Here is a 22,280-nt window from a genome sequence, read left to right on the forward strand (position 1 = left end):
ACGCTGGGATGTATGACGACGACCCTTCGCCGCGCCGAGGCACGCCGCATCGCGCTCGCCGCCCAGGGCCTCGGACGCCCGCGTCCCGCGGTGGTCGGTACACGCCAGATCACCTCGACGCTCCGGCGCATGCGGATCCTGCAGATCGACTCCGTCAACGTCTTCTCCCGCAGCCACTACATGCCGCTGTTCGCCCGCCTCGGGGCCTACGACACCGCCCTGCTCGATCGCCTGGCGTTCTCGCGCCGCCCGCGGTGGGTGGAGTCCTGGGCGCACGTGGCATCCCTCGTCGAGGTCGCCGACTGGCCGCTGCTGCAGTTCCGCCGCGACGCGGCCCGCGAGAAGTACGGCACCGACGACTGGGCGCAGGCCAACGCCGCACTGCTGGGCTGGCTGCGCGACGAGCTCGCGGCGCGGGGACCGCTCCGCCCCGCCGACATCGAGCACGATGCGCGCGCGGGGTCGCGCGGATCGTGGTGGGGATGGGACGACGTCAAGAACGGCCTGGAGCGGTTGTGGCTCATGGGCGACGTCGCGATCGCGGGCCGTCGCGGGTTCGAGCGCCGATACGCGCTGGCCTCCGACGTGCTGCCGCCCGAGGCCCTCCACTCCCCCGTCCCCCGGGCCGAGGCCATCCACGAGCTCGTCCGACGCGCCGCCGTCGCGTACGGCGTCGCCACCGCCGCCGACCTCGCCGATTACTGGCGCATCCGCGACCGCCCCGCCGTTCTCGGCGCCGTGCGCGACCTCGTCGATACCGGCGAGCTCGAGCCCGTCGTCGTCGAGGGGTGGCGAGTCGCTGGTCGGCCCGCCCAGGCCTGGCTGCACCGGGATGCCGCCCGCCCCCGCCGCGTCGATGCGACGGCCGTCCTGACCCCGTTCGACCCCGTCGTGTGGTTCCGCGACCGCGCCGAGCGGCTGTTCGACTTCGACTACCGCATCGAGATCTACACCCCGGCCGAGAAGCGGCGCTTCGGCTACTACTCGCTGCCCGTGGTCGTCGGCGACGACGTGGTCGGACGCGTCGATCTCAAGGCCGACCGGGGTGCCTCCGCGTTGCGGGTGCAGTCGGCGTGGTGGGAGCACGGCGCACCCGCGGATGCCGCCGAGCGGCTTGCAGCGGAACTGCGGACCGCCGCGGAATGGCAGGGGCTCGAGCGCGTGACGGTGTCCCGGTGGGGCGACGCCGCCGACGCCCTCGCGGGAGCCCTGCGCGCCGAACGGCACGAGCACCCTCGGAACGACGCCGCCCCCTCACCCGTGACGGGCTGAGGGGGCGGCGGAGTCGATGCCGTCAGAACTGGACGCGCGGTGGCTCGGAGATCGCGGCGCCGTCGACGACCTCGAAGAATTCCCGCGCCTGGAAGCCCAGCTGGCGGGCGAAGAGGTTGTTGGGGAACACCTTGATCTTGGTGTTGAGTTCGCGCACGCCACCGTTGTAGAACCGGCGCGACGCCTGGATCTTGTCCTCGGTGTCGACGATCGACTGCTGCAGCTGCAGGAAGTTCTGGCTCGCCTGGAGCTGCGGGTACGCCTCTGCGACGGCGAACAGCGACCGCAGCGCCTGCTGCATGTGGCCTTCGGCGACGCCCGCCTCCGCGGGGCTCTGCGCCGAGATCGTCTCGGCGCGGGCCCGCGTCACGTTCTCGAACACGGCCTTCTCGTGAGCCGCGTACCCCTTCACCGTCTCGATGAGGTTGGGAAGGAGATCGGCGCGACGCTTGAGCTGGACGGTGATGTCGCTCCACGCCTCGTCGACCCGGACGTTGAGGGAGACCAGGGCGTTGTACGTCGCCCACAGATAGATCCCCGCGATCGCCAGGATTGCGACGATCACGATGACGGGGACGAGCCACTCCCACATGTTCCGGTTCTCCGTTCGACGACTGCCGCACAATCCTAACGGCGGGGGCGGCGCGCACCAGGGGCCTGGGAACGACTCCCAGTCGATACGCATGCAACGCGATGAGCGATGCGCGCGCGGCGCCCCGACACGTACCCCCGGTGGGACTCGAACCCACACCTGGAGCGATTTTAAGTCGCCTGCCTCTGCCATTGGGCTACGGGGGCGGATGCCACGCTCCACCGTAGCGCGGAGGGTGACGGCATCCGGAAACGACGAGACCCCCGCACGCGACGTGCGGGGGTCTCGAACGCGATCACTTGGCGGCGACGGCCTCGGGCTTCTTGTCAGCCGGGGCCGGCTCGGCCGCGGACTGCGCCGGACGCGGGCGGGCGGCGAACTCCTCGAACGTGGCACGCGGGTTCTGCACGGCCTCCAGCGACACCGTCTCGCGGCCGTGGAAGAAGTTCTGCACCCAGTCGCCGACGACGCGGAACTTGCGCTCCCAGGTCGGCATGGCCAGGCCGTGGTAGCCACGGTGGGCGAACCAGGCGAGGAGACCCGTGAGCGCGATCTTCCCGGACTGGAACGCACCGTTGTACAGACCGAGTCCGGCGACCGCGCCGAGGTTCTTGTGGAAGTACTGCTTGGGCTCCTCGCCGCGGAGGACCGCGACGATGTTCTTCGCCATGAGCTTGCCCTGACGCACCGCGTGCTGCGCGTTCGGGACGCAGAAGCCGCCCACGCCGCCACCCGAGAGGTCGGGGACGGCCGACACGTCGCCGGCGGCCCAGGCACCCTCGACGAACTCCTCGTCGGTGCCCACGCGCAGGTCGGGACGGGTGCGGATGCGACCGCGCTCCTCGACCGGCAGGTCGCTGCCGCGCACGACGGTCGGGTTGGCCATGACACCGGCGGTCCAGATGATGAGGTCGGTGGGCAGCTGCTCACCGGTGGAGAGCTCGACGACGCCGTCGACGGCGCCCTTGACCTGCGTGTCGAGGTGCACGAACGCACCCTTCTTCGCCAGGTCGGCCAGCACCCACTCGCTCGTCTTCTGCGACACCTCGGGCATGATGCGGCCCATCGCCTCGATGAGGTGGAAGTGCGTGTCGTCGAAGGTCAGCGTCGGGTACTGCTTGAGCAGCGACGACGCGTACGCGCGCAGCTCGGCGAAGACCTCGATGCCGGCGAAGCCACCGCCAACGACCACGACGGTCAGCAGACGGTCGCGCTCGGGACCGGCGGGAAGCACCGACGCCTTGTCGAAGTTCGAGGTCAGACGGTCGCGGATCGCGACGGCCTCTTCGATCGTCTTCAGACCGATCGCGTTCTCGGCGATGCCCGGGATCGGGAACGTGCGCGAGACGGCGCCGGCGGTCACGACGATCTGGTCGTACTCCTGCGTCCAGGTGTCGTCGCCCGCGATCGGCGTGATCGTGGCGGTCTTCGTGGCGTGCGAGATGCCGGTGACCTTGCCCGCGATGACGGTCGTGCGCTTCAGGTGGCGACGGAGGCCGACGACGACGTGGCGGGCCTCGATCTCGCCGGCCGCGACCTCGGGGAGGAAGGGCTGGTACGTCATGTACGGCAGCGGGTCGACGAGAGTGACCTCGGCCTCGTTGCGGCCGAGGAGCTTCTCGAGCTTCCACGCAGTGTAGAAACCCGCGTAGCCTCCGCCGACGATGAGGATCTTGGGCACGGTGCTGGTCACGATGGAAGAGACTCCTGGTTTGTGGTGCGGCTCGGCTCGCGAGAAATGCGCGCCTTACGGATACGCCGGGCAGCAGCACTGACGCCGAGCGTGATCATTATAGCGGCGAGGGTCGCGCCCGCGAGCGGCAGGGTCCCGTACAGCAGGCTGTCGCGGGTCGGCAGCAGCGGCGACGACGCGCGCGGCGCGGACTCCACCGGCGGAAGGGCCGGGATCTCCACCGGTGCGGACGTCGCTGCACCGGTGGGCGCGGGGGCGTTCGCTCGACGGTAGAGCCGCACCCACTCGGCCAGGTCACCGAGTGGATTCGACGACACCGACGGCACCGAGACCGACGACACGGCGGCCGCGGCGTCGACGAGTCCGTATCCGTAGAGCGGGTCCTGACCCGACCCCGCGCCGGGGGTGGACTTGGCGGTGCGGATCAGCCGATTCAGCACGTTGTCGGCATCCAGGTCCGGATGCGCGGCGCGGACCAGCGCCGCAATGCCGGAGACGATGGGCGCAGCGCCGCTCGTCCCGTTCCACTGCACCAGCGAGCCGTCGGCGGACACGCCGAGCAGACGCTCGCTCGGCGCGGAGAGACCGATGGTGATGCCCTGGGTGGAGGCGTCGTTGCTGGCCGTGCCCGACGGGTCGACGCCGCCGACGGCGAGGACCCCGGGGATGGTCGCCGGGGCACCGACGCGCGACGTGCCGCTCCCCCGGTTGCCGGCGGCCACGACCACGACCACGTCGTGATCGAACGCGTACTGGAACGCCTCGTCCCAGCTCTGGTCCCAGTCCAGGGTGTTCGTGGTCAGCGACATGTTGATGACCGTCGCACCCTGGTCGACGGCCCAGTGCATCGCGTCGACGATCTGCTCGGTGAACGACTTGGAGGTGACGGAACCGAAGCCGACCGAGATCGAGAGCAGCTCGGCATCCGGGGCGACGCCGATCATGCCCTTGCCGTCGCCCGTGCCCCGCGAGGCGGCGAGAGACGCCACCCAGCTGCCGTGGTTGGAATCGACCGCGCCGACCGGGGTGCGCCCGTCGGCGGCGCCGACTCCCGAGACGTCGGTGCCGCCGACGACGGCACCGGAGAATTCGACCGGGCCGCGTGCGATACCGGTGTCGATGATCGCGATCTTCTGCCCCGCGCCGCGGGTGGTCTTCCACGCCTCCGTGATGCCGTACTGATCGAGCCAGTACTGCGACGCGCGGACGGGGTCGACGGAATCCTGCGGAGTCGGGGTCGTCGCCGCACCCGTCAGCACCACGACGCCCACGACGACGGATGCCACAGCCGCGACGACGCGTCTCATCCGCCCGCCCCGGGAGTCTCGCACTCGCAGCGCTCCGGCGACCAGGTGCCGCGGGACAGGGCCAGGTCGCCGATGGGGTTCACGCCGGGGCCCGCCGCCAGGGCGTGCCCCGCCAGGGCATGGAGGCACTTCACACGCGTGGGCATCCCCCCGGCCGAGATCCCCGCGATCTCCTCGGGCTCGCCGTACACCGCGCGGTCGCGCAGGTACGCCTCGTGCGCCGCCGCGTAGGCGGCGCTCAGATCGTCGTCGGCGGCGAGCTCGTCGGAGAACTCCTTCATCACGTGACCCGCCTCGAGCACCGACATCGCCGCCGTGGCCGCGGGGTGCGTGAGGTAGTAGAACGTCGGGAAGGGGCTGCCGTCGTCGAGCCGCGGAGACGTGGCGACGACGGTCGGGTTGCCGCAGACGCACCGCGCCGCGATGCCGACGACTCCGCGCGGGACACGACCGAGCTGCGACTGCAGGACGTCGAGGTCGGCGTCGGATGCGGGGGGCAGGGGCGGGGTGCTCATCGCATCCAGGGTACCCGGCGGTGTCCGCGGCACCGATCGGGCGGTCCTGGCTCAGGGAGCCGGTGTCGACGCGGCGGGGTCGGGCACGCCGATGCTCGGAACCGCGACCTGCGCGGCGCCGGCCGAGGTCACCGACCGCACGAGCTGCGACATCCAGTCGGTCCGGGTCTGGCCGACCTCCTGCACGACGTCCTGCTGCTCCTGCGGTGCCGCCGATGCGGGCAGGTCGTCGTCGATCAGGTACACGACCTCGCCGGGCATCGTGTAGTACAGCCGCTCGCGCGCCTGAGTGGTGATGTACGCGGGATCCGACCATCGCTCGCGCTGCGACTGCAGGTCGGCGACCTCGCTCTCGCTGAGCGCGACGGCGCTGCGCAGGGCCTGGATCTGCTGGCGCTGGTCCATGTACGTGCCCACCGTCGGGACGAGCACGAAGGTGCCGAGCACCACGAGGCCCAGCATGATGACGACGAACCCCGAGATGCGCAGGCCGCCGAGCCACTCTCGGACGTCGACGCGGCGCGCGGCCGGACGGGTCCGCGTCGGAGCGGCGGGACGCGGGGTCGACTCCCGCGCGGCACGCGTACGCCGGCGCTTCGACGCGGCAGGTGCCGGCGCCTCGTTCCGTCCGCGGGGGGACGGGAGCGTCGGTCGATCCACGACGTCTCCTTCCTCGCACCCGCGGCGCTGCCCGCGACGGCCGGTATCCGACTCTACGTCGCGGGACACCGACGCCCGGATGACGCGCCGGGCTCACGGGATCCCCTCGGCCGGGCCCCGCGAACGACGAAGGGGGGAGCCGATCGGCTCCCCCCTTCCGGCGCGGGTGCGTTCAGCCCTTGAAGCGGGGGAACGCCGAGCGGCCGGCGAAGACGGCGGCGTCGCCGAGGTCCTCCTCGATGCGCAGCAGCTGGTTGTACTTGGCGACGCGCTCGCTGCGCGCGGGCGCACCGGTCTTGATCTGGCCGGCGTTCACCGCGACGGCGAGGTCGGCGATCGTGGTGTCCTCGGTCTCACCCGAACGGTGCGACAGCATCGAGGTGTAGCCCGAACGGGTCGCGAGGGCGATGGCATCCAGGGTCTCCGACAGCGTGCCGATCTGGTTGACCTTCACCAGGAGCGAGTTGGCGACACCGAGGTCGATGCCCTGCTTCAGGCGCTTGGGGTTGGTGACGAACAGGTCGTCGCCGACGAGCTGGACCTTCGAGCCGATGGCGTCGGTGAGCTTCTTCCAGCCGTCCCAGTCGTCCTCGGCGAGGGCGTCCTCGATGGTGACGATCGGGAAGTTCGCGACGAGGTCGGCGAAGTAGTCGACCAGGGTGTCGACGCTCCACTCCTTGCCCTCGACGGTGTAGACGCCGTCCTTGTAGAACTCGGTGGCGGCGACGTCGAGGCCGACGGCGATGTCCTGGCCGGGGGTGAAGCCGGCCTTCTCGATCGCGCGGATGAGGAAGTCGAGGCCCTCGCGGTTGCTGGGCAGGTCGGGGGCGAAGCCGCCCTCGTCGCCGAGACCGGTGTTGTAGCCCGCGGACTTCAGCTCGCCCTTGAGGACGTGGTAGACCTCGGTGCCCCACCGGAGCGACTCGCCGTAGGTCTCGGCGCCGATGGGCGCGAGGAAGAACTCCTGGAAGTCGATGCCGTTGTCGGCGTGCTCGCCACCGTTGATGACGTTGAACAGCGGCACGGGCAGCAGGTGCGCGTTCGGGCCGCCGAGGTAGCGGAACAGGGGCAGGTCGGCGCTGTCGGCCGCGGCCTTGGCGACGGCGAGCGAGACGCCGAGGATCGCGTTCGCGCCGGTGCGCGACTTGTTCTCGGTGCCGTCGGTCTCGATGAGGATCTCATCGATGATGCGCTGCTCGCTGGCCTCGACGCCCTCGATCGCGGGGCCGAGCTCGTCGACGACCGCGGCGACGGCCTTCAGAACGCCCTTGCCGCCGTAGCGGCTCTTGTCGCCGTCGCGAAGCTCGTAGGCCTCGAACGCGCCGGTGGACGCGCCGGAGGGGACGGCCGCGCGCTGGACGATGCCGTCGTCGAGGAGCACCTCCACCTCGACGGTCGGGTTACCGCGCGAATCCAGGATCTCGCGCGCGTTGACAGCCTCGATAAGTGCCACGAAGGACTCCTCGTTGGTTCTGGGTGGAAGAGAGCGGAGCGTCGTCGGTCCGTGGTCGAGTCTAGTGATCGCGGTCGGAGCGTGTGGGGCGAGGATCGGGCCCGGATGCCACGGCGTCGGTCAGGAGGGCCAGAGCGAGCCCGTCCCACCCCTTGCGGTCGAGCGTCTGCAGCGCGGTCGCGTCGAAACGGGGGTCCTCCCCCAGCATCACGACGCCCGCCCTCGCGCCCGCGACCTTCGTGTCGCCGGGGGGCGGGTCGGCGACGGCGCCGGCGCGGACGACGTTGTCGAGCACGACCACGGTCCCGGGGCGCCCGAGGCGCGCCGCCCAGTCGAGGTAGCCGGGGTTCGATTCCTTATCGGCGTCGATGAAGACAAGGTCGAACGGCTCCTCGCCGACGAGGGTCGGGAGCACGTCGAGCCCCCGGCCGACCCGGATCTCGACCCGGTCGGCCACCCCGGCACGCGACAGGTTGTCGTGGGCGAGGCGGGCGTTCCGCTCCTCCGCCTCGATCGTCACGACCCGACCGCCCTCGGGCAGGGCGCGGGCGAGCCAGATCGTCGAGTACCCGCCGAGCGTGCCGATCTCCAGGACGCGCCGCGCCCCGCTGATCCGTACGAGCAGGTGCAGGAGCTTCGCGCTGACCGGGGACACCTCGATCGCGGGGAGTCCCGCCTCCTGCTGCGCGGCGAGTGCGGCATCCAGCGAGGGATCGCGCCCGACCAGGGTGTCGGTGAGGAACGCGTCGACGTCGTCGTGTGTGGGCACTCCCCCAGCCTGACGAGGCGCGGCCCGCGGGTCAACGGGGTCCGTGGAGGTGGGCGCGGGTCATCTCGTCGTACTCCTCGTCGGTGAGGTCGTCGAAGGTCTTCGCCTCGGCCCGGTCGGTCCGCATCCAGCGGACCATGAGGATCACGAGGATCGGGACGTCGGCGAACTCGGCGATGAACCAGATGAGGTCGCCGGCGAGATGCTGGTCGTGCAGCGTCGAGGGCCACCACGACACCGCCCGCGCGGCATCCGGGATCAGGTCGAGCACCGTGTCGTTGAGGCGCAGGAGCAGGCCCGGGACGGAATCGATGAGGAGCTCGACGAACGCGAGCAGGAACTCGATCGCGATGAAGGTCCCCGTGTGGACGGCGCCGAGCGCCATCATCGGCAGCACCATCGCCAGGCCCACCAGCGGCACGACGACGCCGAGCGACGCCTCGACGACCGGGTTCACGCGCAGGATGCCGGCCACGGGCGTGAGGAACAGGCAGAACACGGCGGCGATGACGACGGTGGCGACCATCGCGTTGCCGGTGATCCGCACGATCCGGGTCGCCAGCAGTCGATCGAGGCGCGCGCGGCCGCGATCCCCGGTCGCGCGGGAGTACAGCTCGAGCGGACGCCCCGCCGCGACACCCGCGGGGACCGCGAAGATCAGCAGCGCGATGCGGGTCGAGAACGCCCAGCGCAGCTCCGACGAGTACGTCCCGAGGAACCCCAGTTCGATCACCGCGTACGGGGCGAGCCCGAGCCCGAAGAAACCGATCGTGCGCAGCACCGGCCACGCTTCCCCGCGGCGCCGCACGCGGACCACCCCGACGATGTAGGCGATGGATGCCACGAGCAGCACGCCGAGCGGGACGGGCGCGGCGTGCCAGGTGGAGAAGAGGACATGCAGAGGAGGCGTGGCAGCACGGTAGGCCGCGCGGCTATGCATTCGCCGGGACGCGGTGCTTCTCCAGCGCGGCGAGGACCGCGGGGAGCAGGGCGTCGGCGGTGCGGCGGTATCCGAGCGCGCTCGGGTGGAAGCGGTCGACGCTGAACATCTCGTCGGGGCGCTCGGCGAACACCGGTCCCACCGCACGCGCGAGGGCGACGACGCGTCCGCCCGCACGGTGCACCGCCGCGGCCTGCGCCGCGGCGAGCTGTCGCGACGACCGTGCGGCAAGCGCACGCAGCGGCTGCGGGATCGCGCGGAGCGTTCCCAGGTCGGGGCAGGTCCCGACCACCACGGGGATGCCGCGATCCCGCAGGTCGCGCACGACCTGTTCGAGCTGCCCCGCGGCGCGGGACGCGGGGATCCGGTGGGTGACGTCGTTTCCGCCCACCACGATCACCGCGACGTCGGCGCGGTACGGCTCGGGGACGGCCGCCAGCTGCCGCGCGAGCGCCGAGGTCTCCGAGCCGACGACCGCGGCCGTACGCAGCCGCACCGGACGCCCCTCGACGCGTGCGATCCCTTTCGCGAGCCGCGCGCCCAGGGTGTCGCGGCGGTGACCGGCTCCGAGGCCCGCCGCGATGGAATCGCCGAGGAGGAGCAGCTCCACCGGCGCGCCCGCGTGCTTCTTACGCCGCCACACCCGGTCGGCATCCAGCGCCTGCTCCCCCAGCGGCTTGCCGATACGGCGACGGGCGATCGCCGCCTGGCGGGCGATCAGGGTCCGCACCCCCACCGCGGCGGTGCCGAGCACCGCGACCAACGATGCCACGGTGACGGTGATCGGCCGACGCCTGCGCATGCCGACATCCCACCTCGCCGCGGTGAACGGCGGGTGACGCGCCGGGGCGTCCGGAGCGGCGGAGCGGGCTTAGGGAGCTGTGGTCGTCACCGCGGATGGCCGGTGGTGGTTCTGCAGGTAGTCCGCGAGGCGATTCACCCCGTCGTCGATGCGGTCGCCGTCGCTGGCGAAGCACCACCGGACGAAGCCCTCTCCCTCGTCACCGAAAGCGATCCCCGGAGCGAGGCCGAGGCCGACCTTGTCGATCAGGTCGCGGCAGAACGCGAGGCTGTCGGTGACGCCCTCCACACGGAAGAAGCTGTACATGGCCCCTCGGGCCGGGGCGCCCAGTTCGACCTGCGGCAGGGCGCCGAGCGCGGTCGCCAGGTGATCACGCGAACGGCGCAGGCGGCTGACGGTGTCGGCGATGATCGGTTCGCCGTGTCGCACCGCATGTTCGGCGGCGGCCTGGACGAAGCCGGGTGAACACGTGGTGGAGAACTCGATGAGTTTCGACATCTCGGGGATGAGCACGGCGGGGGCGGTGATCCACCCGATCCGCCAGCCGGTCATGAGCCACGTCTTCGAGAAGGAGTTGGTGCTCACGAGCCGGTCGCTCGCGTCGGCGATGTCGAGGAACGACGGCGCGGCGTCTCCCGCGAAGTAATAGCGCTCGTACACGTCGTCGGAGACCACCCAGATGCCGAGGCGCCGGCAGTGCTCGAGGATCACCCGCTGCTCGGCAGCGGTGAGGACCCAGCTGGTCGGATTGTTCGGCGAGTTGATGAGCAGGGCTTTGGTGCCGGGAGTGAGCGCCGAGAGCAGGCGATCCAGATCCAGCTGCCAGCCGGCCGGACCGAAATCCAGCGACACGGTCTCGACGACCGCGCCGTACACCTTGGGCATCTCGACGAGATTGGGCCACAACGGGGTCACGGCGACCACCCGGTCGCCCGTGGTGATCAGCGCCTGGACGGTGATCATGAGCGCGGCCGTGCCGGAGTTCGTCACGGCGATCCGATCCGCCTCGACCGCTCCGTGCAGAGTCGCGCCGTAATCGGCGAGCGCCGACCGGAGCGAGGCCGTCCCGAGGCCGTGGGTGTAGAACACGTTGCCCGCGTCGAGCTCGGCGATGGCGACGTCGCGAATGGCCTGGGGCGTGGGTACGTCCGGCTCGCCGAACCAGAACGGCAGCACGCCGGGTCGTCCCATGCCGGCGTTCGCGACGTCGCGGATCTTCGACGAGCGCAGCGCCCGCACACCTTCGCGCGCGCGCAGGTCCGGGTTCGACAGCGGATTCTCCACGTCGACGCTCCCTCCGAGGGTGATGGTCATGTCGTGACGACTCTCCCCTCCACGGTGTGCGATTGTCAAGTTTCGGCGTGTGCCACTGGACATTCGATCACCGCGAAGCGACTATTGTCGCTGTGTGCAGAGTCCGAGGGCACGAGAGGGAGCGAACATGAAACCGGTCGACACGCGGCATCCGACATCCGCCCTCACTCCCGTGAGCCGGGCGGCACTGCAGCCCGTCCCCGACCCCGTCGCCGTCGACGCCACGGACCTGGCCCTGCTCAGACTTCTCGCCGCGGATGCACGGCTCTCGCAACGGCAGCTCGCTCGCGAGATCGAGATGTCGGCGGGCGCGGTGGGCGAGCGCCTCGCCCGGCTCGAACGCCTGGGAGTGCTGCAGCGCTACACCGTGGCCGTCGACTGGGCGCGGATCGGGTACCCGTTGTCGGTCTTCCTGCCCATCGTGGCCGCCGTCGGCACCGACATCACCGAGATCCTCGAGCACCTCTCCCGCCTGCCCGAGGTGGAGAGCATCAACGTCGTCTCCGGCGCCTACGACCTGCTGGTCTTCGTCCGCGTGCGCGACAACCAGCACCTCACCGACCTGCTGCTCGATCGGATCTGGCCGATCCCCAGCCTGCAGCGCACGGAGACGCTGCTCTGCCTGGCGTCGACGAAGCAGAAGAACTTCACCGAGGAGCTGCTCGCCGTCCTCGTCGAGCAGTCACGTACCGCCACCGATTGACACGATCGACCGCCACCCGAGGATCTGCCCACCATGAGTCACCGCACCCTGCCCGTCCTCCCCGCCGACCCCGATGCGCTCCTCGTCGGACGCGTGTGGGATCCGTCCCTCGGCGGGCCGCGCGTGGTCGCTGTGCGCGGTGTCGACGTCTACGACCTGACGGCCGTGGCCGGCACCGTCGCGGAACTGCTCGAGCGGGACGACCGCCTCAGCATCGTCGCGGGCGCGTGCGAGGGCGAGCCCACGTGGGACGCGAACGACCTCGTCGACGCCTCCCTCGCCCAGGCCGCCGACCGCCCGACCCTCCTCGCCCCCATCGATCTCCAGGTCGTCAAAGCGTGCGGCGTCACCTTCGTCGACAGCATGATCGAGCGGGTCATCGAGGAGCGCATCAGCGGGGACCCGACCCGCGCCGCGACCGCCCGCGCTCAGGTCGCGGAGGCGCTGGGCGGCGAGATCTCCGCCATCCGGCCGGGCTCGCCCGAAGCCCTCCGGGCCAAGACGATCCTCCAGCAGCAAGGACTGTGGTCGCAGTACCTCGAGGTCGGCATCGGCCCCGACCCCGAAGTCTTCACGAAGGCGCCCGTCCTCGCCTCCGTGGGCGTGGGCGCGCACATCGGCGTCCCCCGGGCATCTCACTGGAACAACCCCGAACCCGAGCTCGTTCTCATCGTCTCCTCCCGAGGCGAGATGGTCGGCGCCTCGCTCGGCAACGACGTCAACCTGCGCGACGTCGAGGGCCGCTCGGCCCTGCTGCTGGGCAAAGCGAAAGACAACAACGCCTCCAGCGCCGTCGGCCCCTTCATCCGCTTGTTCACGGCGGACTTCACTCTCGACACCCTGCGCACCGAGGAGATCCTCCTGCACGTGACCGGCACCGACGGGTTCCACCTCGAGGGACGGAACAGCCTCGCCCGCATCAGTCGCCCCTTCGAAGAGCTCGTGGCAGCGACCGTGGGAGACCACCATCAGTACCCCGATGGCTTCGCGCTGTACACGGGCACCCTCTTCGCCCCCACAGCCGACCGCGACGTCGCGGGGCAGGGATTCACGCACAAGCCCGGCGACGTCGTTCGGATTCACAGCGAGCACCTGGGCACCCTGGTGAACACCGTCGGCATCGCCGAGGAACTCCCCCGGTGGACCTTCGGTCTGACCCAGCTCCTGCGCCACCTCATCGCCCTCGAGACGACCGCTCGATGACCCCCGAAACGAGTACTGAGATGACGACGATTCCGGATACCGCGCCCGACGCGCTCGAGACGCTCCTCGCCCGGGCCGAAACCGCCTCCGACCGCTGGGCTCGGACGGGACGATCGGCGCGCGCCGCCGTGCTGACCTCCATCGCCGATCGCCTCGACGCGGGTGCCGACGAGCTCGTGCCGATCGCCGTCCGCGAGACGCATCTGACCGAGGCACGGCTCCTCGGGGAGCTGACGCGGACGACCTTTCAGCTCCGCTTGTTCGCGGAGGTCCTCCGGGACGGCGGCTACCTCGACGCCCGGATCGACCATGCGGATCCGGCGTGGCCGATGGGCGCCCGCCCCGATCTGCGCCGGATCCTCGAGCCGCTCGGCCCCGTCGTCGTCTTCGCCGCGAGCAATTTCCCGTTCGCGTTCAGCGTCGCCGGCGGTGACACGGCGGCCGCGCTGGCGGCCGGGTGCGCGGTGATCGTGAAAGCCCACCCCGGACACCCCGAGCTGTCCGCACGCACGGGCGAGCTGATTCGCGAAGCCCTCGCCGCCACGGGGGCACCGGGGGGGATCCTCGACGTCATCCACGGCGATGAGGCCGGTCGCATCGCCCTCACCGACCCCCGGGTCAAAGCCGCGTCCTTCACCGGATCCATCCAGGGGGGTCGAGCCCTCTTCGACCTCGCGAACTCCCGACCCGAACCCATTCCGTTCTACGGCGAGCTGGGGAGCGTCAACCCCGTCTTCGTCACGAAGGCCGCCGACGCCGCACGGGCCGAGGAGATCGCCCGACAGTTCCTCGCCTCGATGACGCTGGGCGCGGGGCAGTTCTGCACGAAGCCCGGGGTCCTGCTCGTCCCCCACGACTCGCCGATCCCCCACGTGCTGCGCGACCTCGCTCCTCCGGCACCCGCCGCGCTGCTGAACGCCCGTATCCAGCGCGGGTACACCGACGTGTTGGGCGATCTCCTGGCGCACCCCGACGTCACCCTGATCACATCGGCGGACGGTGCCTTCGCCGATCCGCCGACACCCACCGTCCTGACCGTCGACATCGACGCGGTGCTGCGCGCGCGGGAAGAGCTGTTCCGAGAGTGCTTCGGACCGACCGGGATCGTCGTCACCTACCGCGACGAAAGGCAACTCCTCGACTTCGCCGCAGCGATCGACGGGCAGCTCACGGCCACCCTCATGGGTCAGGGCGACGAGAACTATCTCCCCGAACTGGTCCGGCTCCTCGCGAGACGCGCGGGGCGCCTGCTCTGGAATCAGTGGCCCACCGGCGTCTCCGTCACCTACGCCCAGCATCACGGCGGCCCGTATCCCGCGACCACCGCCGCCGGGACCACGTCGGTGGGGACCGCCGCGATCACCAGATTCCTCCGGCCCGTCGCCTACCAGGGGTTCCCCCTCGACCTCCTGCCGCACGAACTCACGGACACGCCGACGCAGAACGTGCCCCGGTTGATCGACGGCCGTCTCGGCTGACGGCGACCGATCGACTCGGGTCGGGCGGCGCGTCGGCGACGTGGCGACTCAGTCGGCGAGGTGCCGACGCCCGCGCGCCCGGAGCACCAGCGCGAGGACGAGCACCGCCGCCGCGAGCAGGACGTCGAGGGCGAGCCCCGCCAGCAGCTCGTCACGGCCGACGACACCCGTGAACGACACCACCCCGCCGATCACGATCACCCCGAACGACAGCGCCAGCTGCTGGGCGGTGCTGAACATGCCGCCCGAGAGGCCGGCGGCCCGGACGGGGACCTCGCGCACGACGAGCTGCGTGAGCGGCGAGAAGATCAGCGCCTGCCCGGCGCCGAGGAGCACCAATGCGGGCTGCAACCACAGACCGATGTCCGGCCCCCAGGCCAGCACGACGGTTCCGGTCATCGCGAGCAGGGCGACCAGCTGCACCCCGACGCCCCACGCCAGCGTCGCGTCGCCGAGCCGCGCCTGCACCCGGGCGACGGTGAGCGACACCACCGCGAACACCACGGCGAACGGCAGGAGCGCCAAACCCGCCTGGAGGGAGGTCATCCCGCCGTGCTCCACGGCCCGCGGGAACACGTACAGCAGGGCCGAGTAACCGGCGAAGAACAGCGCCGCCGACAGCAGGCCGAGCTGCAACGGGCGCAGGCGCAGCACGCTCGGCGGCAGGAGCGGTACGCGCCCGCTCCGCTCCACGGCATCCTGATGCCGCCACATCGCCACCAGCGCGACGGCGGAGACGACCAGGGCCCCGAGCACGGGCCACGACCAGTTCCACGCCGGCCCGAAGGTGAGGGCGACGGAGGCGGCGAGGATGCCGACACCGAGCGCGGCCGTGCCCACCAGGTCGATCGCGACGTGCTCGTGCGAACGACTCCGCGGGGCGAGCGGCGCGAGGGCGATGGCGGCGGCGGCGACCAGCGCCACGACGACGAAGACCGCCCGCCAGCCGTCGACGACGCCGAAGCTCGTCGCGGCGAGCGCACCGCCCGCGACCTGCCCGACCGCCGATCCGATCCCGCCGCTCGCGCCGAACGCGGCGATCGCCCGCGTGCGGGCCGCGCCGCGCGAGGTCGCCTGAATGGTCGCGAGCACCTGCGGGGTGCACAGTGCCGCCCCCAGCCCCTGGACGACGCGGGCGGCCACGAGGGTCTGCACCGACGGCGCCAGCGCGCACGCGACCGCCGAGACGAGGAACAGCCCCATGCCGACCGTGTAGAGACGGTGTCTGCCGAAGCGGTCGCCCAAGCGACCACCGAGGATCAGGAACACCGCGAACGGGATGCCGTACCCGGCGATGACGAGCTCGAGCGAGACGTCGTCCGCCCCGAACCGTTCGCGCAGCGTCGGCAGGATGACGGTGACCGCGTTGAACGCGAACGTGCCGACCCCGGGTCCGAGGAGGAACCCGATGTAGCGCCAGGTCGGGACCGCCGGTGCGGTGTCTCCCGGCACGGGGGTCGCGCCGGTGTCGGGTCGAGCGGAGGTCGTCATGATGCCAGCATGAGGGGTGCGGCATCCTGGTACCAGGAGCCTGCTCATCCTGGTACTGGCGGCACCTCTCTCCGGCCGTCTCCCCCCGGCGCCCGCGCCTATGCTCACGACGAAAGGAGACGCCATGACCCGATCCGACGACGCCCGCGCGGAGTTCGCCGCCTTCCTGCGTAGCCGCCGCGCGCGGTTGCAGCCGTCCGAGGTCGGCCTGCCCGACGGCACGCGCCGCCGCGTCGCCGGACTCCGACGCGAAGAGGTGGCGCAGCTCGCCGGCGTGGGGCTGACCTGGTACACGTGGCTCGAGCAGGGGCGCCCGATCGCGGCATCCGCCCAGGTCGTCTCCGCCATCTCCCGCGCCCTCCGTCTCACCGACGACGAGCGCGACCACCTCTTCGCACTCGCCGACCTTCCGCGCCCTGAGCGCGCGGCGCGGGCGTGCGTCGACACGCCGCACCTGGATCTGCTCGAGAAGCTGCTGCCCTACCCCGCGGCGCTGCAGACGTCGCGTTTCGAGATCCGCGCCTACAACCGCGCGTACCGCTACCTCTTCGACGACCTCGACGAGATGCCCGTCGAACGGCGCAACTGCGCGGTGCTGCTGTTCACCGACGACACATGGCAGCGCGCGCACGTCGACCTCGACCACGCGCAGCGGCGCATGGCGGCGCGCCTCCGGTCCGCGTACGGCCGCCACCACGACGAGCCGACGTGGCAGCGCTTCATCGCCGAGCTCGAGCAGGCCTCGCCCCGCTTCGCCGAGCTGTGGAGCCGGGGGGACGTCGGCGGCGAGCGCAACGCGGTCAAGCATCTGGTGAACGCCCGCGTCGGAGAGCTGCACCTCGAGATGTCGAGCCTGTGGGTCGACGAGAGCCTGGGCTCGCGCGTGGTGTGGTTCGCCCCGCGGGATGCCGCGACCGCGGCGCGTCTGGAGCGTCTCGCCGCCGAGCACCCCGACCAGGCGCTCATCAGCGCGGTCGCGTGACGCGCGCCGCGCGGGTCAGTCGAGGGGCTTGATCTCCAGCGACTCGACCGTGGTGTCGGACCGCACCGCCGCGAACGTCGTGTAACCGTCGGCGCTGGAGCGCTCGAGCAGTGCCTTGAGGTTCTTCGGCCGCTGCTCCAGACGCACCCGGGCACCCTCGGCCACCAGTGCGGCCTTGAGGCGCAGCAGGGTCGACAACGGGACGTCGCGGTCGTGGACGAGGACGAGGGATCGCTCGCCCGAGTCCGCGGCATCCTGGAGCAGATCCACGATCCGCTCGAAGCCGATCGAGAAGCCGACGGCCGGGACGTCCTGCCCGAGGAAGCGCCCGATCATGCCGTCGTAACGACCTCCGCCACCGAGCGAGTAGTCGACGCTCGGGTGGGCGAGCTCGAAGATCGTGCCCGTGTAGTACCCCATGCCTCGGACCAGGAACGGGTCGAAGCGCAGCGGAGCCTCGACGCCGCGCGCGGCGGCGACGGTGTCGCCGAGGGCGACGAGGTGATCGACGATGTCGTCCGGGATGCCGTCGGGCAACGCCGATCGGATGCCCGCGTCGTCGAACGTCGGGGTCCCCGCGGGTCGACCGAGGTAGGCCTCGAAGGCGTCGACGGCCGCGGCGGCGGCTCCGCGTTCCCTCAACTCGGCGACGACGCCCGAGGGACCGATCTTGTCGAGCTTGTCGATCGTGATGAGCACGCCCGGGCGCTCGTCGGCAGCGAACCCGAACACGTCCAGCATCGCGTCCAGGACCCGACGGTCGTTCACCCGGATGACGCCGCCCTCGAGCCCGAGCGCGTCGAGCACATCGAGGCTCGCGGTCATGAGCTCGGCCTCGGCGCGCGACGAGGCGTCTCCGATGATGTCGATGTCGCACTGCACGAACTGGCGGTAGCGCCCCTTCTGGGGCCGCTCGGCACGCCACACGGGCGCCATCTGGATCGCGCGGAACACCGTCGGCAGCTGCGCACGGTTGGTCGCGTAGAACCGGGCGAGGGGCACCGTCAGGTCGTAGCGCAGCCCGAGGTCGGCGAGTGCGGCCGGATCCTCGGCTGCGGCGCGGATCGCCTCGGAATCCATCCCCCGCTTCAGGATGCTGAACGAGAGCTTCTCGTTGTCGCCGCCCATGCCCGCGTGCAGGCGCGAGTACTCCTCCATGACCGGCGTCTCGATCTCGTCGAAGCCGTGCGCGCGGTAGCGCTCGCGGATGACGGCGAGCACGCGCTCGCGACGGGCCTTGTCAGCGGGGAGGAAGTCGCGCATGCCGCGCGGCGGGTTCACGGATGCCACGGTCCCATTGTTCCAGGCTCCCGCGCGGCGCCCGCGCGTCGCGGACGCGAGCCGGCGCCGAAAGCACACGATCCGCCCGAGCGCACACGGTGCGGACCGCGCGGATGTGTGCGCTCGACCCGAACGTACGGATTCGTCGCGGCTACTCGGCCGCCCGCACCTCGGCGGACAGGGCGCGGAGGCGCGACCGGAGGGCGCGGTCGGCGTCCCAGCCGTGCTCGCGGGCCAGCTGCACGAGGGCGAGGAGCGCGTCGCCGAGCTCGGACTCGTCGGCGGGGGCGAGCGGCGGGCGACCGGCGACGACGCCGACCTGCGCGGCCTTGCCGAGCACCTTCTGCGCCAGAGCGAGCGAGGGCATGTGGGCCGAGACCCCGTCCAGCACGCTCGTGCGCTCGCGCTTCTCGGCGGCCTTCGCCGCGTTCCAGTGCACGAGCACCTCCTCGGGCGTGGATGCCACGGCGTCACCGAACACGTGCGGATGGCGGCGCACCATCTTCTCGGTGAGCCCGCGAGCCACGTCGTCGATGTCGAACGGATCCTCGGGGTCGCCCGCGGCGATCTCGGCGTGGAACAGAACCTGCCACAGCAGGTCGCCGAGCTCCTCCCGCAGGTCGGCACGGGTCCCGGACTCCACGGCGTCGATGACCTCGGCGCTCTCCTCGACCAGGTAGGGCACGAGATCGTGGTGATCGATCGTCTGCGTCCAGGCGCAGCGCTCGCGCACCGCACGCATCGTCTCGGCGGCCTCCCGCAGCGCGTCCTCGCTCACGGCCCCTCCTCCTGCGGCACCGGCGCGCCACTGCCCCGAGTATCCCCCGGTGCGGGGTCGCACGCGTCGAGGCCGGGCACGATCCGGCGGATCCGCCGCGCCGACGCGGCGCGTGCTCCCGTGCTCCCGCGCGCCGACGACGTACCGAGCCTGGGGCGACACGACGAAGGAGTTTCCGGATGCCGAACCCCCAGCCCACGCGAAATCCTGCGGCATCCGCTTCGTCCGCCCGGAGGATCTCCTGCATCGTGCGCCTCCGACGGGGCGAAATGTACCGTGTGACATGGCCGCAACGTGACGCAACTACTCTGGGGCGTGTGCGTGAACTGACCCCGACCGAGGCCATCGACCTCGTGGGCCGCTTCGAAGCCGGCCAAGAGCTTCCCGAACAGATGCGCGCCGACGTGCGCCTCCTCGGCTCCCTGCTGGGCCGGGTGCTCCGCGAGAGCGGCTCCCCCGGCCTGTACGACGATGTGGAGAAGCTGCGGACGGCGACGATCCAGGCGTACACCGACGAGACGCCCGAGGCGTTCGAGCGCGCGGCGGCCATCGCCGACGGCTTCTCGATCGCCCGCGCCGACGAGGTCGCCCGCGCGTTCACCGCGTACTTCCACCTCGTCAACCTCGTCGAGGAGCACCAGCGCGTCCGCGTCCTGCGTGAGCGCGGCGACCGCCCCTCGCGTGGCGGCACGCCCGACACGATCGCGGCCGCGTTCGAACGGCTCGCCGGCGAGGTCGGCGAGGAGACCGCCCTCTCCCGCCTCCAGGCGCTGCGGTTCCACCCCGTCTTCACCGCCCACCCGACCGAGGCCCGCCGTCGTGCGATCTCGACGAGCATCCGCCGCCTGTCCGAGCTGCTCGGCGAGCACGATGCGGCCGCCGAGAACGAGGGCGAGGTCCGCCGCACCGAGCGGCGCATGCTCGAGGAGATCGACACGCTGTGGCGCACCGCGCCGCTGCGTCGTGAGAAGCCGTCGCCGGTCGACGAGGTGCGCTCGGTGATGGCGGTGTTCGACGAGACGCTCTACACGGCCGTTCCGCGCGTCTACCGCCGGATCGACGACATCCTGCAGGGCGAGGATGCCGGGGCGAAGGCCCCCATCGTCAAGCCGTTCGTCCGCGTCGGCTCGTGGGTCGGCGGCGACCGCGACGGCAACCCGTTCGTCACGGCATCCGTCACCCGCAAGGCCGCCGCGATCGCGAGCGAGCACGTCCTGCTGGGCCTCGAGCGCACGGCCCAGCGGGTCGGACGCGGCCTGACGCTGGATGCCGAGACCACCCCGCCCAGCGACGCCCTGCTCGCGCTCTGGAACCGGCTGCGCGCCGCCGACGAGGACGCCGCGGCCGAGATCGCCGAGCGCTCCCCCGCCGAGCCGCATCGCCGGATCCTGCTGCTGCTCGCCCGCAAGATCGCCGCGACGCGCACGCGCAACGCCGACCTCGCCTATCGCGACCCCGAGCACCTGCTCGCCGACCTCCGCACCGTGCAGGACTCGCTGGTCTCCGCCGGCGCGGCCCGCCAGGCGTACGGCTCGCTGCAGCGCCTGATCTGGCAGGTCGAGACGTACGGCTTCCACCTCACCGAGCTCGAGGTGCGCCAGCACTCCGCCGTGCACCGCAAGGTGCTCGCCGAGCTGCGCTCGGGCGGTGCGCGCAGCGAGCTGACCGACGAGGTGCTCGACGTGTTCCGCTCCGTCGCCTACGTGCAGGAGCGTTTCGGGCCGCGTGCGGCTGGCCGCTACATCGTGTCGTTCACGCAATCCGCGGAAGACCTCGCGAACGTCCACGAGCTCGCGTCCTACGCCATGGGTCCGGGCGAGGCGCTCCCGGTGCTCGACGTCATCCCGCTGTTCGAGACGTTCGCCGACCTGCAGGCGGCGCCCGGCATCCTGGCGGAGATCGTGGAGCACCCCGCGTTCGTCCGTCGCCTGGATGCCACCGGCCGCCGCCTCGAGGTCATGCTCGGCTACTCCGACTCGTCGAAGGACGTCGGACCGGTCGCCGCGAACCTCGCGCTGTACGAGGCGCAGGCGAAGATCTCCACGTGGGCCGAGGCCGAGGGCATCGAGCTGACGCTCTTCCACGGCCGCGGCGGCGCACTCGGTCGCGGCGGCGGCCCCGCCAACTCCGCGATCCTCGCGCAGCCCCCGCACTCGGTCGACGGCCGCTTCAAGCTCACCGAGCAGGGCGAGGTCATCTTCGCTCGCTACGGCGACCCAGACATCGCGATGCGACACATCGACCAGGTCGCGGCGGCCGTGCTCACGGCATCCTCGCCCTCGATCGAACGTCGCAACCGCGGGGCGGCCGAGGCGTTCGCCGAGGTGGCGGCGACGATGGACGTCGCCTCGCGCGAGCGGTTCTTCGCGCTGGTGAAGGCACCCGGCTTCGCGCCGTGGTTCGCGACCGTGACGCCCATGGAGGAGCTCGGCCACCTCGCGCTCGGTTCGCGGCCCGCCCGCCGCGGGCTGTCGGTCGAGTCGCTCGAAGACCTCCGCGCCATCCCCTGGGTGTTCTCGTGGACGCAGGCGCGCATCAACCTCGCCGGATGGTTCGGCCTCGGCACCGCCCTCGACGCCGTCGGCGACGAGCAGCGCCTCCGCGACGCGTACGAGCAGTGGCCGCTGTTCCGCACGATGATCGACAACGTCGCGATGAGCCTGGCGAAGGCCGACGAACGCATCGCCCGCCGCTACCTGGCCCTCGGCGACCGCGACGACCTGGCGGGTCTCGTCATGGACGAGATGCTCCTCACCCGCACGTGGGTCGAGCGCATCACCGGCGGCGAACTGCTCGGCAACAAGCCGGTGCTGCAGCGTGCCGTGAAGATGCGCAGCCCCTACGTCGACGCGCTGTCGCTCCTGCAGCTGCGCGCCCTGCGCGCACTGCGCGACACCCACGCGGAAGACCCGACCCCGGATGCCGAGCACCAGCGCCTGCTGCTGCTGTCGGTGAGCGGTGTCGCCGCGGGTCTGCAGAACACGGGCTGATCCGGTCCCACGCGCAAGCGCCGGCGTCCTCCGGGACGTCGGCGCTTCCGCGTCTCC

The 22,280-nt window shown here is 71.5% G+C and carries 19 protein-coding genes and 1 tRNA gene; 6 read left to right on the forward strand and 14 right to left on the reverse strand.

The annotated features are described in order from the left end of the window. Positions 1-12: 12 nt before the first annotated feature. A complete protein-coding gene (locus P8R59_RS17090; RefSeq protein WP_278102037.1) occupies positions 13-1,272 on the forward strand; it encodes a winged helix-turn-helix domain-containing protein in 1,260 nt (419 codons plus the stop codon). Between the two features lie 22 nt (positions 1,273-1,294). On the opposite strand, the gene P8R59_RS17095 is transcribed toward P8R59_RS17090, so the two are convergent. The 11 genes from P8R59_RS17095 to P8R59_RS17145 form a co-directional block, all read right to left on the reverse strand. Continuing rightward, a complete protein-coding gene (locus tag P8R59_RS17095; protein WP_077051852.1) occupies positions 1,295-1,864 on the reverse strand; it encodes a LemA family protein in 570 nt (189 codons plus the stop codon). A 132-nt stretch (positions 1,865-1,996) separates the two neighbouring features. Next, positions 1,997-2,070 (reverse strand) — tRNA-Leu (locus P8R59_RS17100). Positions 2,071-2,159: 89 nt separating this feature from the next. After that, positions 2,160-3,545: an NAD(P)/FAD-dependent oxidoreductase gene (locus P8R59_RS17105; RefSeq protein ID WP_278103849.1), complete on the reverse strand. Its 1,386-nt coding sequence runs from the start codon at positions 3,543-3,545 to the stop codon at positions 2,160-2,162. An 8-nt stretch (positions 3,546-3,553) separates the two neighbouring features. Beyond that, entirely contained in the window at positions 3,554-4,864 is a 1,311-nt protein-coding gene (locus tag P8R59_RS17110) for a S8 family serine peptidase (protein ID WP_278102038.1), read from the reverse strand. Beyond that, a complete protein-coding gene (locus tag P8R59_RS17115) occupies positions 4,861-5,379 on the reverse strand; it encodes a DUF501 domain-containing protein (protein WP_278102039.1) in 519 nt (172 codons plus the stop codon). Before P8R59_RS17115 ends, P8R59_RS17110 begins: the two co-directional genes overlap by 4 nt. 51 nt (positions 5,380-5,430) lie before the next feature. After that, the gene (locus P8R59_RS17120; RefSeq protein WP_278102040.1) at positions 5,431-6,039 is read right to left on the reverse strand and encodes an FtsB family cell division protein; all 609 of its coding nucleotides are present in this window, start codon (positions 6,037-6,039) and stop codon (positions 5,431-5,433) included. A gap of 172 nt (positions 6,040-6,211) precedes the next feature. Continuing rightward, positions 6,212-7,492 carry a phosphopyruvate hydratase gene (eno, locus tag P8R59_RS17125; RefSeq protein WP_278102041.1) on the reverse strand — a complete coding sequence of 427 codons (1,281 nt, stop codon included), beginning with the start codon at positions 7,490-7,492 and terminating at the stop codon, positions 6,212-6,214. 61 nt (positions 7,493-7,553) lie between these two features. Beyond that, a complete protein-coding gene (locus P8R59_RS17130) occupies positions 7,554-8,261 on the reverse strand; it encodes an O-methyltransferase (RefSeq protein ID WP_278102042.1) in 708 nt (235 codons plus the stop codon). A gap of 31 nt (positions 8,262-8,292) precedes the next feature. Continuing rightward, on the reverse strand, positions 8,293-9,201 hold the full coding sequence (locus P8R59_RS17135) for a cytochrome c oxidase assembly protein (RefSeq protein ID WP_278102043.1): 909 nt from the start codon (positions 9,199-9,201) through the stop codon (positions 8,293-8,295). After that, positions 9,194-10,003 (reverse strand): SGNH/GDSL hydrolase family protein, encoded by an 810-nt coding sequence (locus tag P8R59_RS17140; protein WP_278102044.1) that lies wholly within the window; start codon positions 10,001-10,003, stop codon positions 9,194-9,196. The genes P8R59_RS17135 and P8R59_RS17140 overlap by 8 nt, the downstream gene beginning before the upstream one ends. 69 nt (positions 10,004-10,072) lie before the next feature. Beyond that, positions 10,073-11,317 carry a pyridoxal phosphate-dependent aminotransferase gene (locus tag P8R59_RS17145; protein WP_278102045.1) on the reverse strand — a complete coding sequence of 415 codons (1,245 nt, stop codon included), beginning with the start codon at positions 11,315-11,317 and terminating at the stop codon, positions 10,073-10,075. Between the two features lie 127 nt (positions 11,318-11,444). Between P8R59_RS17145 and P8R59_RS17150 the strand changes: the two genes are divergently transcribed. From P8R59_RS17150 to P8R59_RS17160, 3 genes are read left to right on the forward strand one after another with little or no spacing between them, the layout of a single operon-like run. Then, on the forward strand, positions 11,445-12,020 hold the full coding sequence (locus tag P8R59_RS17150) for an Lrp/AsnC family transcriptional regulator (protein WP_278102046.1): 576 nt from the start codon (positions 11,445-11,447) through the stop codon (positions 12,018-12,020). 33 nt (positions 12,021-12,053) lie between these two features. Beyond that, entirely contained in the window at positions 12,054-13,223 is a 1,170-nt protein-coding gene (locus P8R59_RS17155) for a fumarylacetoacetate hydrolase family protein (RefSeq protein WP_278102047.1), read from the forward strand. Positions 13,224-13,243: 20 nt separating this feature from the next. Continuing rightward, a complete protein-coding gene (locus tag P8R59_RS17160; RefSeq protein WP_278102048.1) occupies positions 13,244-14,701 on the forward strand; it encodes an aldehyde dehydrogenase (NADP(+)) in 1,458 nt (485 codons plus the stop codon). Positions 14,702-14,749: 48 nt separating this feature from the next. On the opposite strand, the gene P8R59_RS17165 is transcribed toward P8R59_RS17160, so the two are convergent. After that, on the reverse strand, positions 14,750-16,192 hold the full coding sequence (locus P8R59_RS17165) for an MFS transporter (protein WP_278102049.1): 1,443 nt from the start codon (positions 16,190-16,192) through the stop codon (positions 14,750-14,752). A 124-nt stretch (positions 16,193-16,316) separates the two neighbouring features. On the opposite strand from P8R59_RS17165, the gene P8R59_RS17170 reads away from it, so the two are divergent. Next, positions 16,317-17,174, forward strand: coding sequence for a helix-turn-helix transcriptional regulator (locus P8R59_RS17170; protein ID WP_278102050.1), 858 nt, complete (start codon positions 16,317-16,319; stop codon positions 17,172-17,174). Positions 17,175-17,189: 15 nt separating this feature from the next. Here the strand turns inward: P8R59_RS17170 and hisS are convergent, their stop codons facing one another. Next, the gene (gene hisS / locus P8R59_RS17175; RefSeq protein WP_278103850.1) at positions 17,190-18,437 is read right to left on the reverse strand and encodes a histidine--tRNA ligase; all 1,248 of its coding nucleotides are present in this window, start codon (positions 18,435-18,437) and stop codon (positions 17,190-17,192) included. Between the two features lie 169 nt (positions 18,438-18,606). Next, the gene (locus P8R59_RS17180; RefSeq protein ID WP_278103851.1) at positions 18,607-19,197 is read right to left on the reverse strand and encodes a MazG family protein; all 591 of its coding nucleotides are present in this window, start codon (positions 19,195-19,197) and stop codon (positions 18,607-18,609) included. Positions 19,198-19,550: 353 nt separating this feature from the next. Here P8R59_RS17180 and P8R59_RS17185 point away from each other — a divergent pair, with 353 nt between their 5' ends. Continuing rightward, entirely contained in the window at positions 19,551-22,223 is a 2,673-nt protein-coding gene (locus P8R59_RS17185) for a phosphoenolpyruvate carboxylase (RefSeq protein WP_278102051.1), read from the forward strand. The last annotated feature ends 57 nt before the right edge of the window (positions 22,224-22,280 follow it).

The sequence above is a fragment of the Microbacterium proteolyticum genome (assembly GCF_029639405.1).
GTDB lineage: Bacteria > Actinomycetota > Actinomycetes > Actinomycetales > Microbacteriaceae > Microbacterium.

Excerpts from the sequence above, each read along its gene's own strand:
- P8R59_RS17170 (WP_278102050.1), top strand. The coding sequence starts at position 16,317 with ATGACCCGATCCGACGACGCCCGCGCGGAGTTCGCCGCCTTCCTGCGT.
- P8R59_RS17095 (WP_077051852.1), bottom strand. The coding sequence starts at position 1,864 with ATGTGGGAGTGGCTCGTCCCCGTCATCGTGATCGTCGCAATCCTGGCG.
- P8R59_RS17165 (WP_278102049.1), bottom strand. The coding sequence starts at position 16,192 with ATGACGACCTCCGCTCGACCCGACACCGGCGCGACCCCCGTGCCGGGA.
- P8R59_RS17150 (WP_278102046.1), top strand. The coding sequence starts at position 11,445 with ATGAAACCGGTCGACACGCGGCATCCGACATCCGCCCTCACTCCCGTG.
- P8R59_RS17140 (WP_278102044.1), bottom strand. The coding sequence starts at position 10,003 with ATGCGCAGGCGTCGGCCGATCACCGTCACCGTGGCATCGTTGGTCGCG.
- P8R59_RS17180 (WP_278103851.1), bottom strand. The coding sequence starts at position 19,197 with ATGCGTGCGGTGCGCGAGCGCTGCGCCTGGACGCAGACGATCGATCAC.
- P8R59_RS17110 (WP_278102038.1), bottom strand. The coding sequence starts at position 4,864 with ATGAGACGCGTCGTCGCGGCTGTGGCATCCGTCGTCGTGGGCGTCGTG.
- P8R59_RS17115 (WP_278102039.1), bottom strand. The coding sequence starts at position 5,379 with ATGAGCACCCCGCCCCTGCCCCCCGCATCCGACGCCGACCTCGACGTC.
- P8R59_RS17160 (WP_278102048.1), top strand. The coding sequence starts at position 13,244 with ATGACGACGATTCCGGATACCGCGCCCGACGCGCTCGAGACGCTCCTC.
- hisS (WP_278103850.1), bottom strand. The coding sequence starts at position 18,437 with ATGCGCGACTTCCTCCCCGCTGACAAGGCCCGTCGCGAGCGCGTGCTC.
- P8R59_RS17145 (WP_278102045.1), bottom strand. The coding sequence starts at position 11,317 with ATGACCATCACCCTCGGAGGGAGCGTCGACGTGGAGAATCCGCTGTCG.
- P8R59_RS17090 (WP_278102037.1), top strand. The coding sequence starts at position 13 with ATGACGACGACCCTTCGCCGCGCCGAGGCACGCCGCATCGCGCTCGCC.
- P8R59_RS17135 (WP_278102043.1), bottom strand. The coding sequence starts at position 9,201 with ATGCATAGCCGCGCGGCCTACCGTGCTGCCACGCCTCCTCTGCATGTC.
- P8R59_RS17155 (WP_278102047.1), top strand. The coding sequence starts at position 12,054 with ATGAGTCACCGCACCCTGCCCGTCCTCCCCGCCGACCCCGATGCGCTC.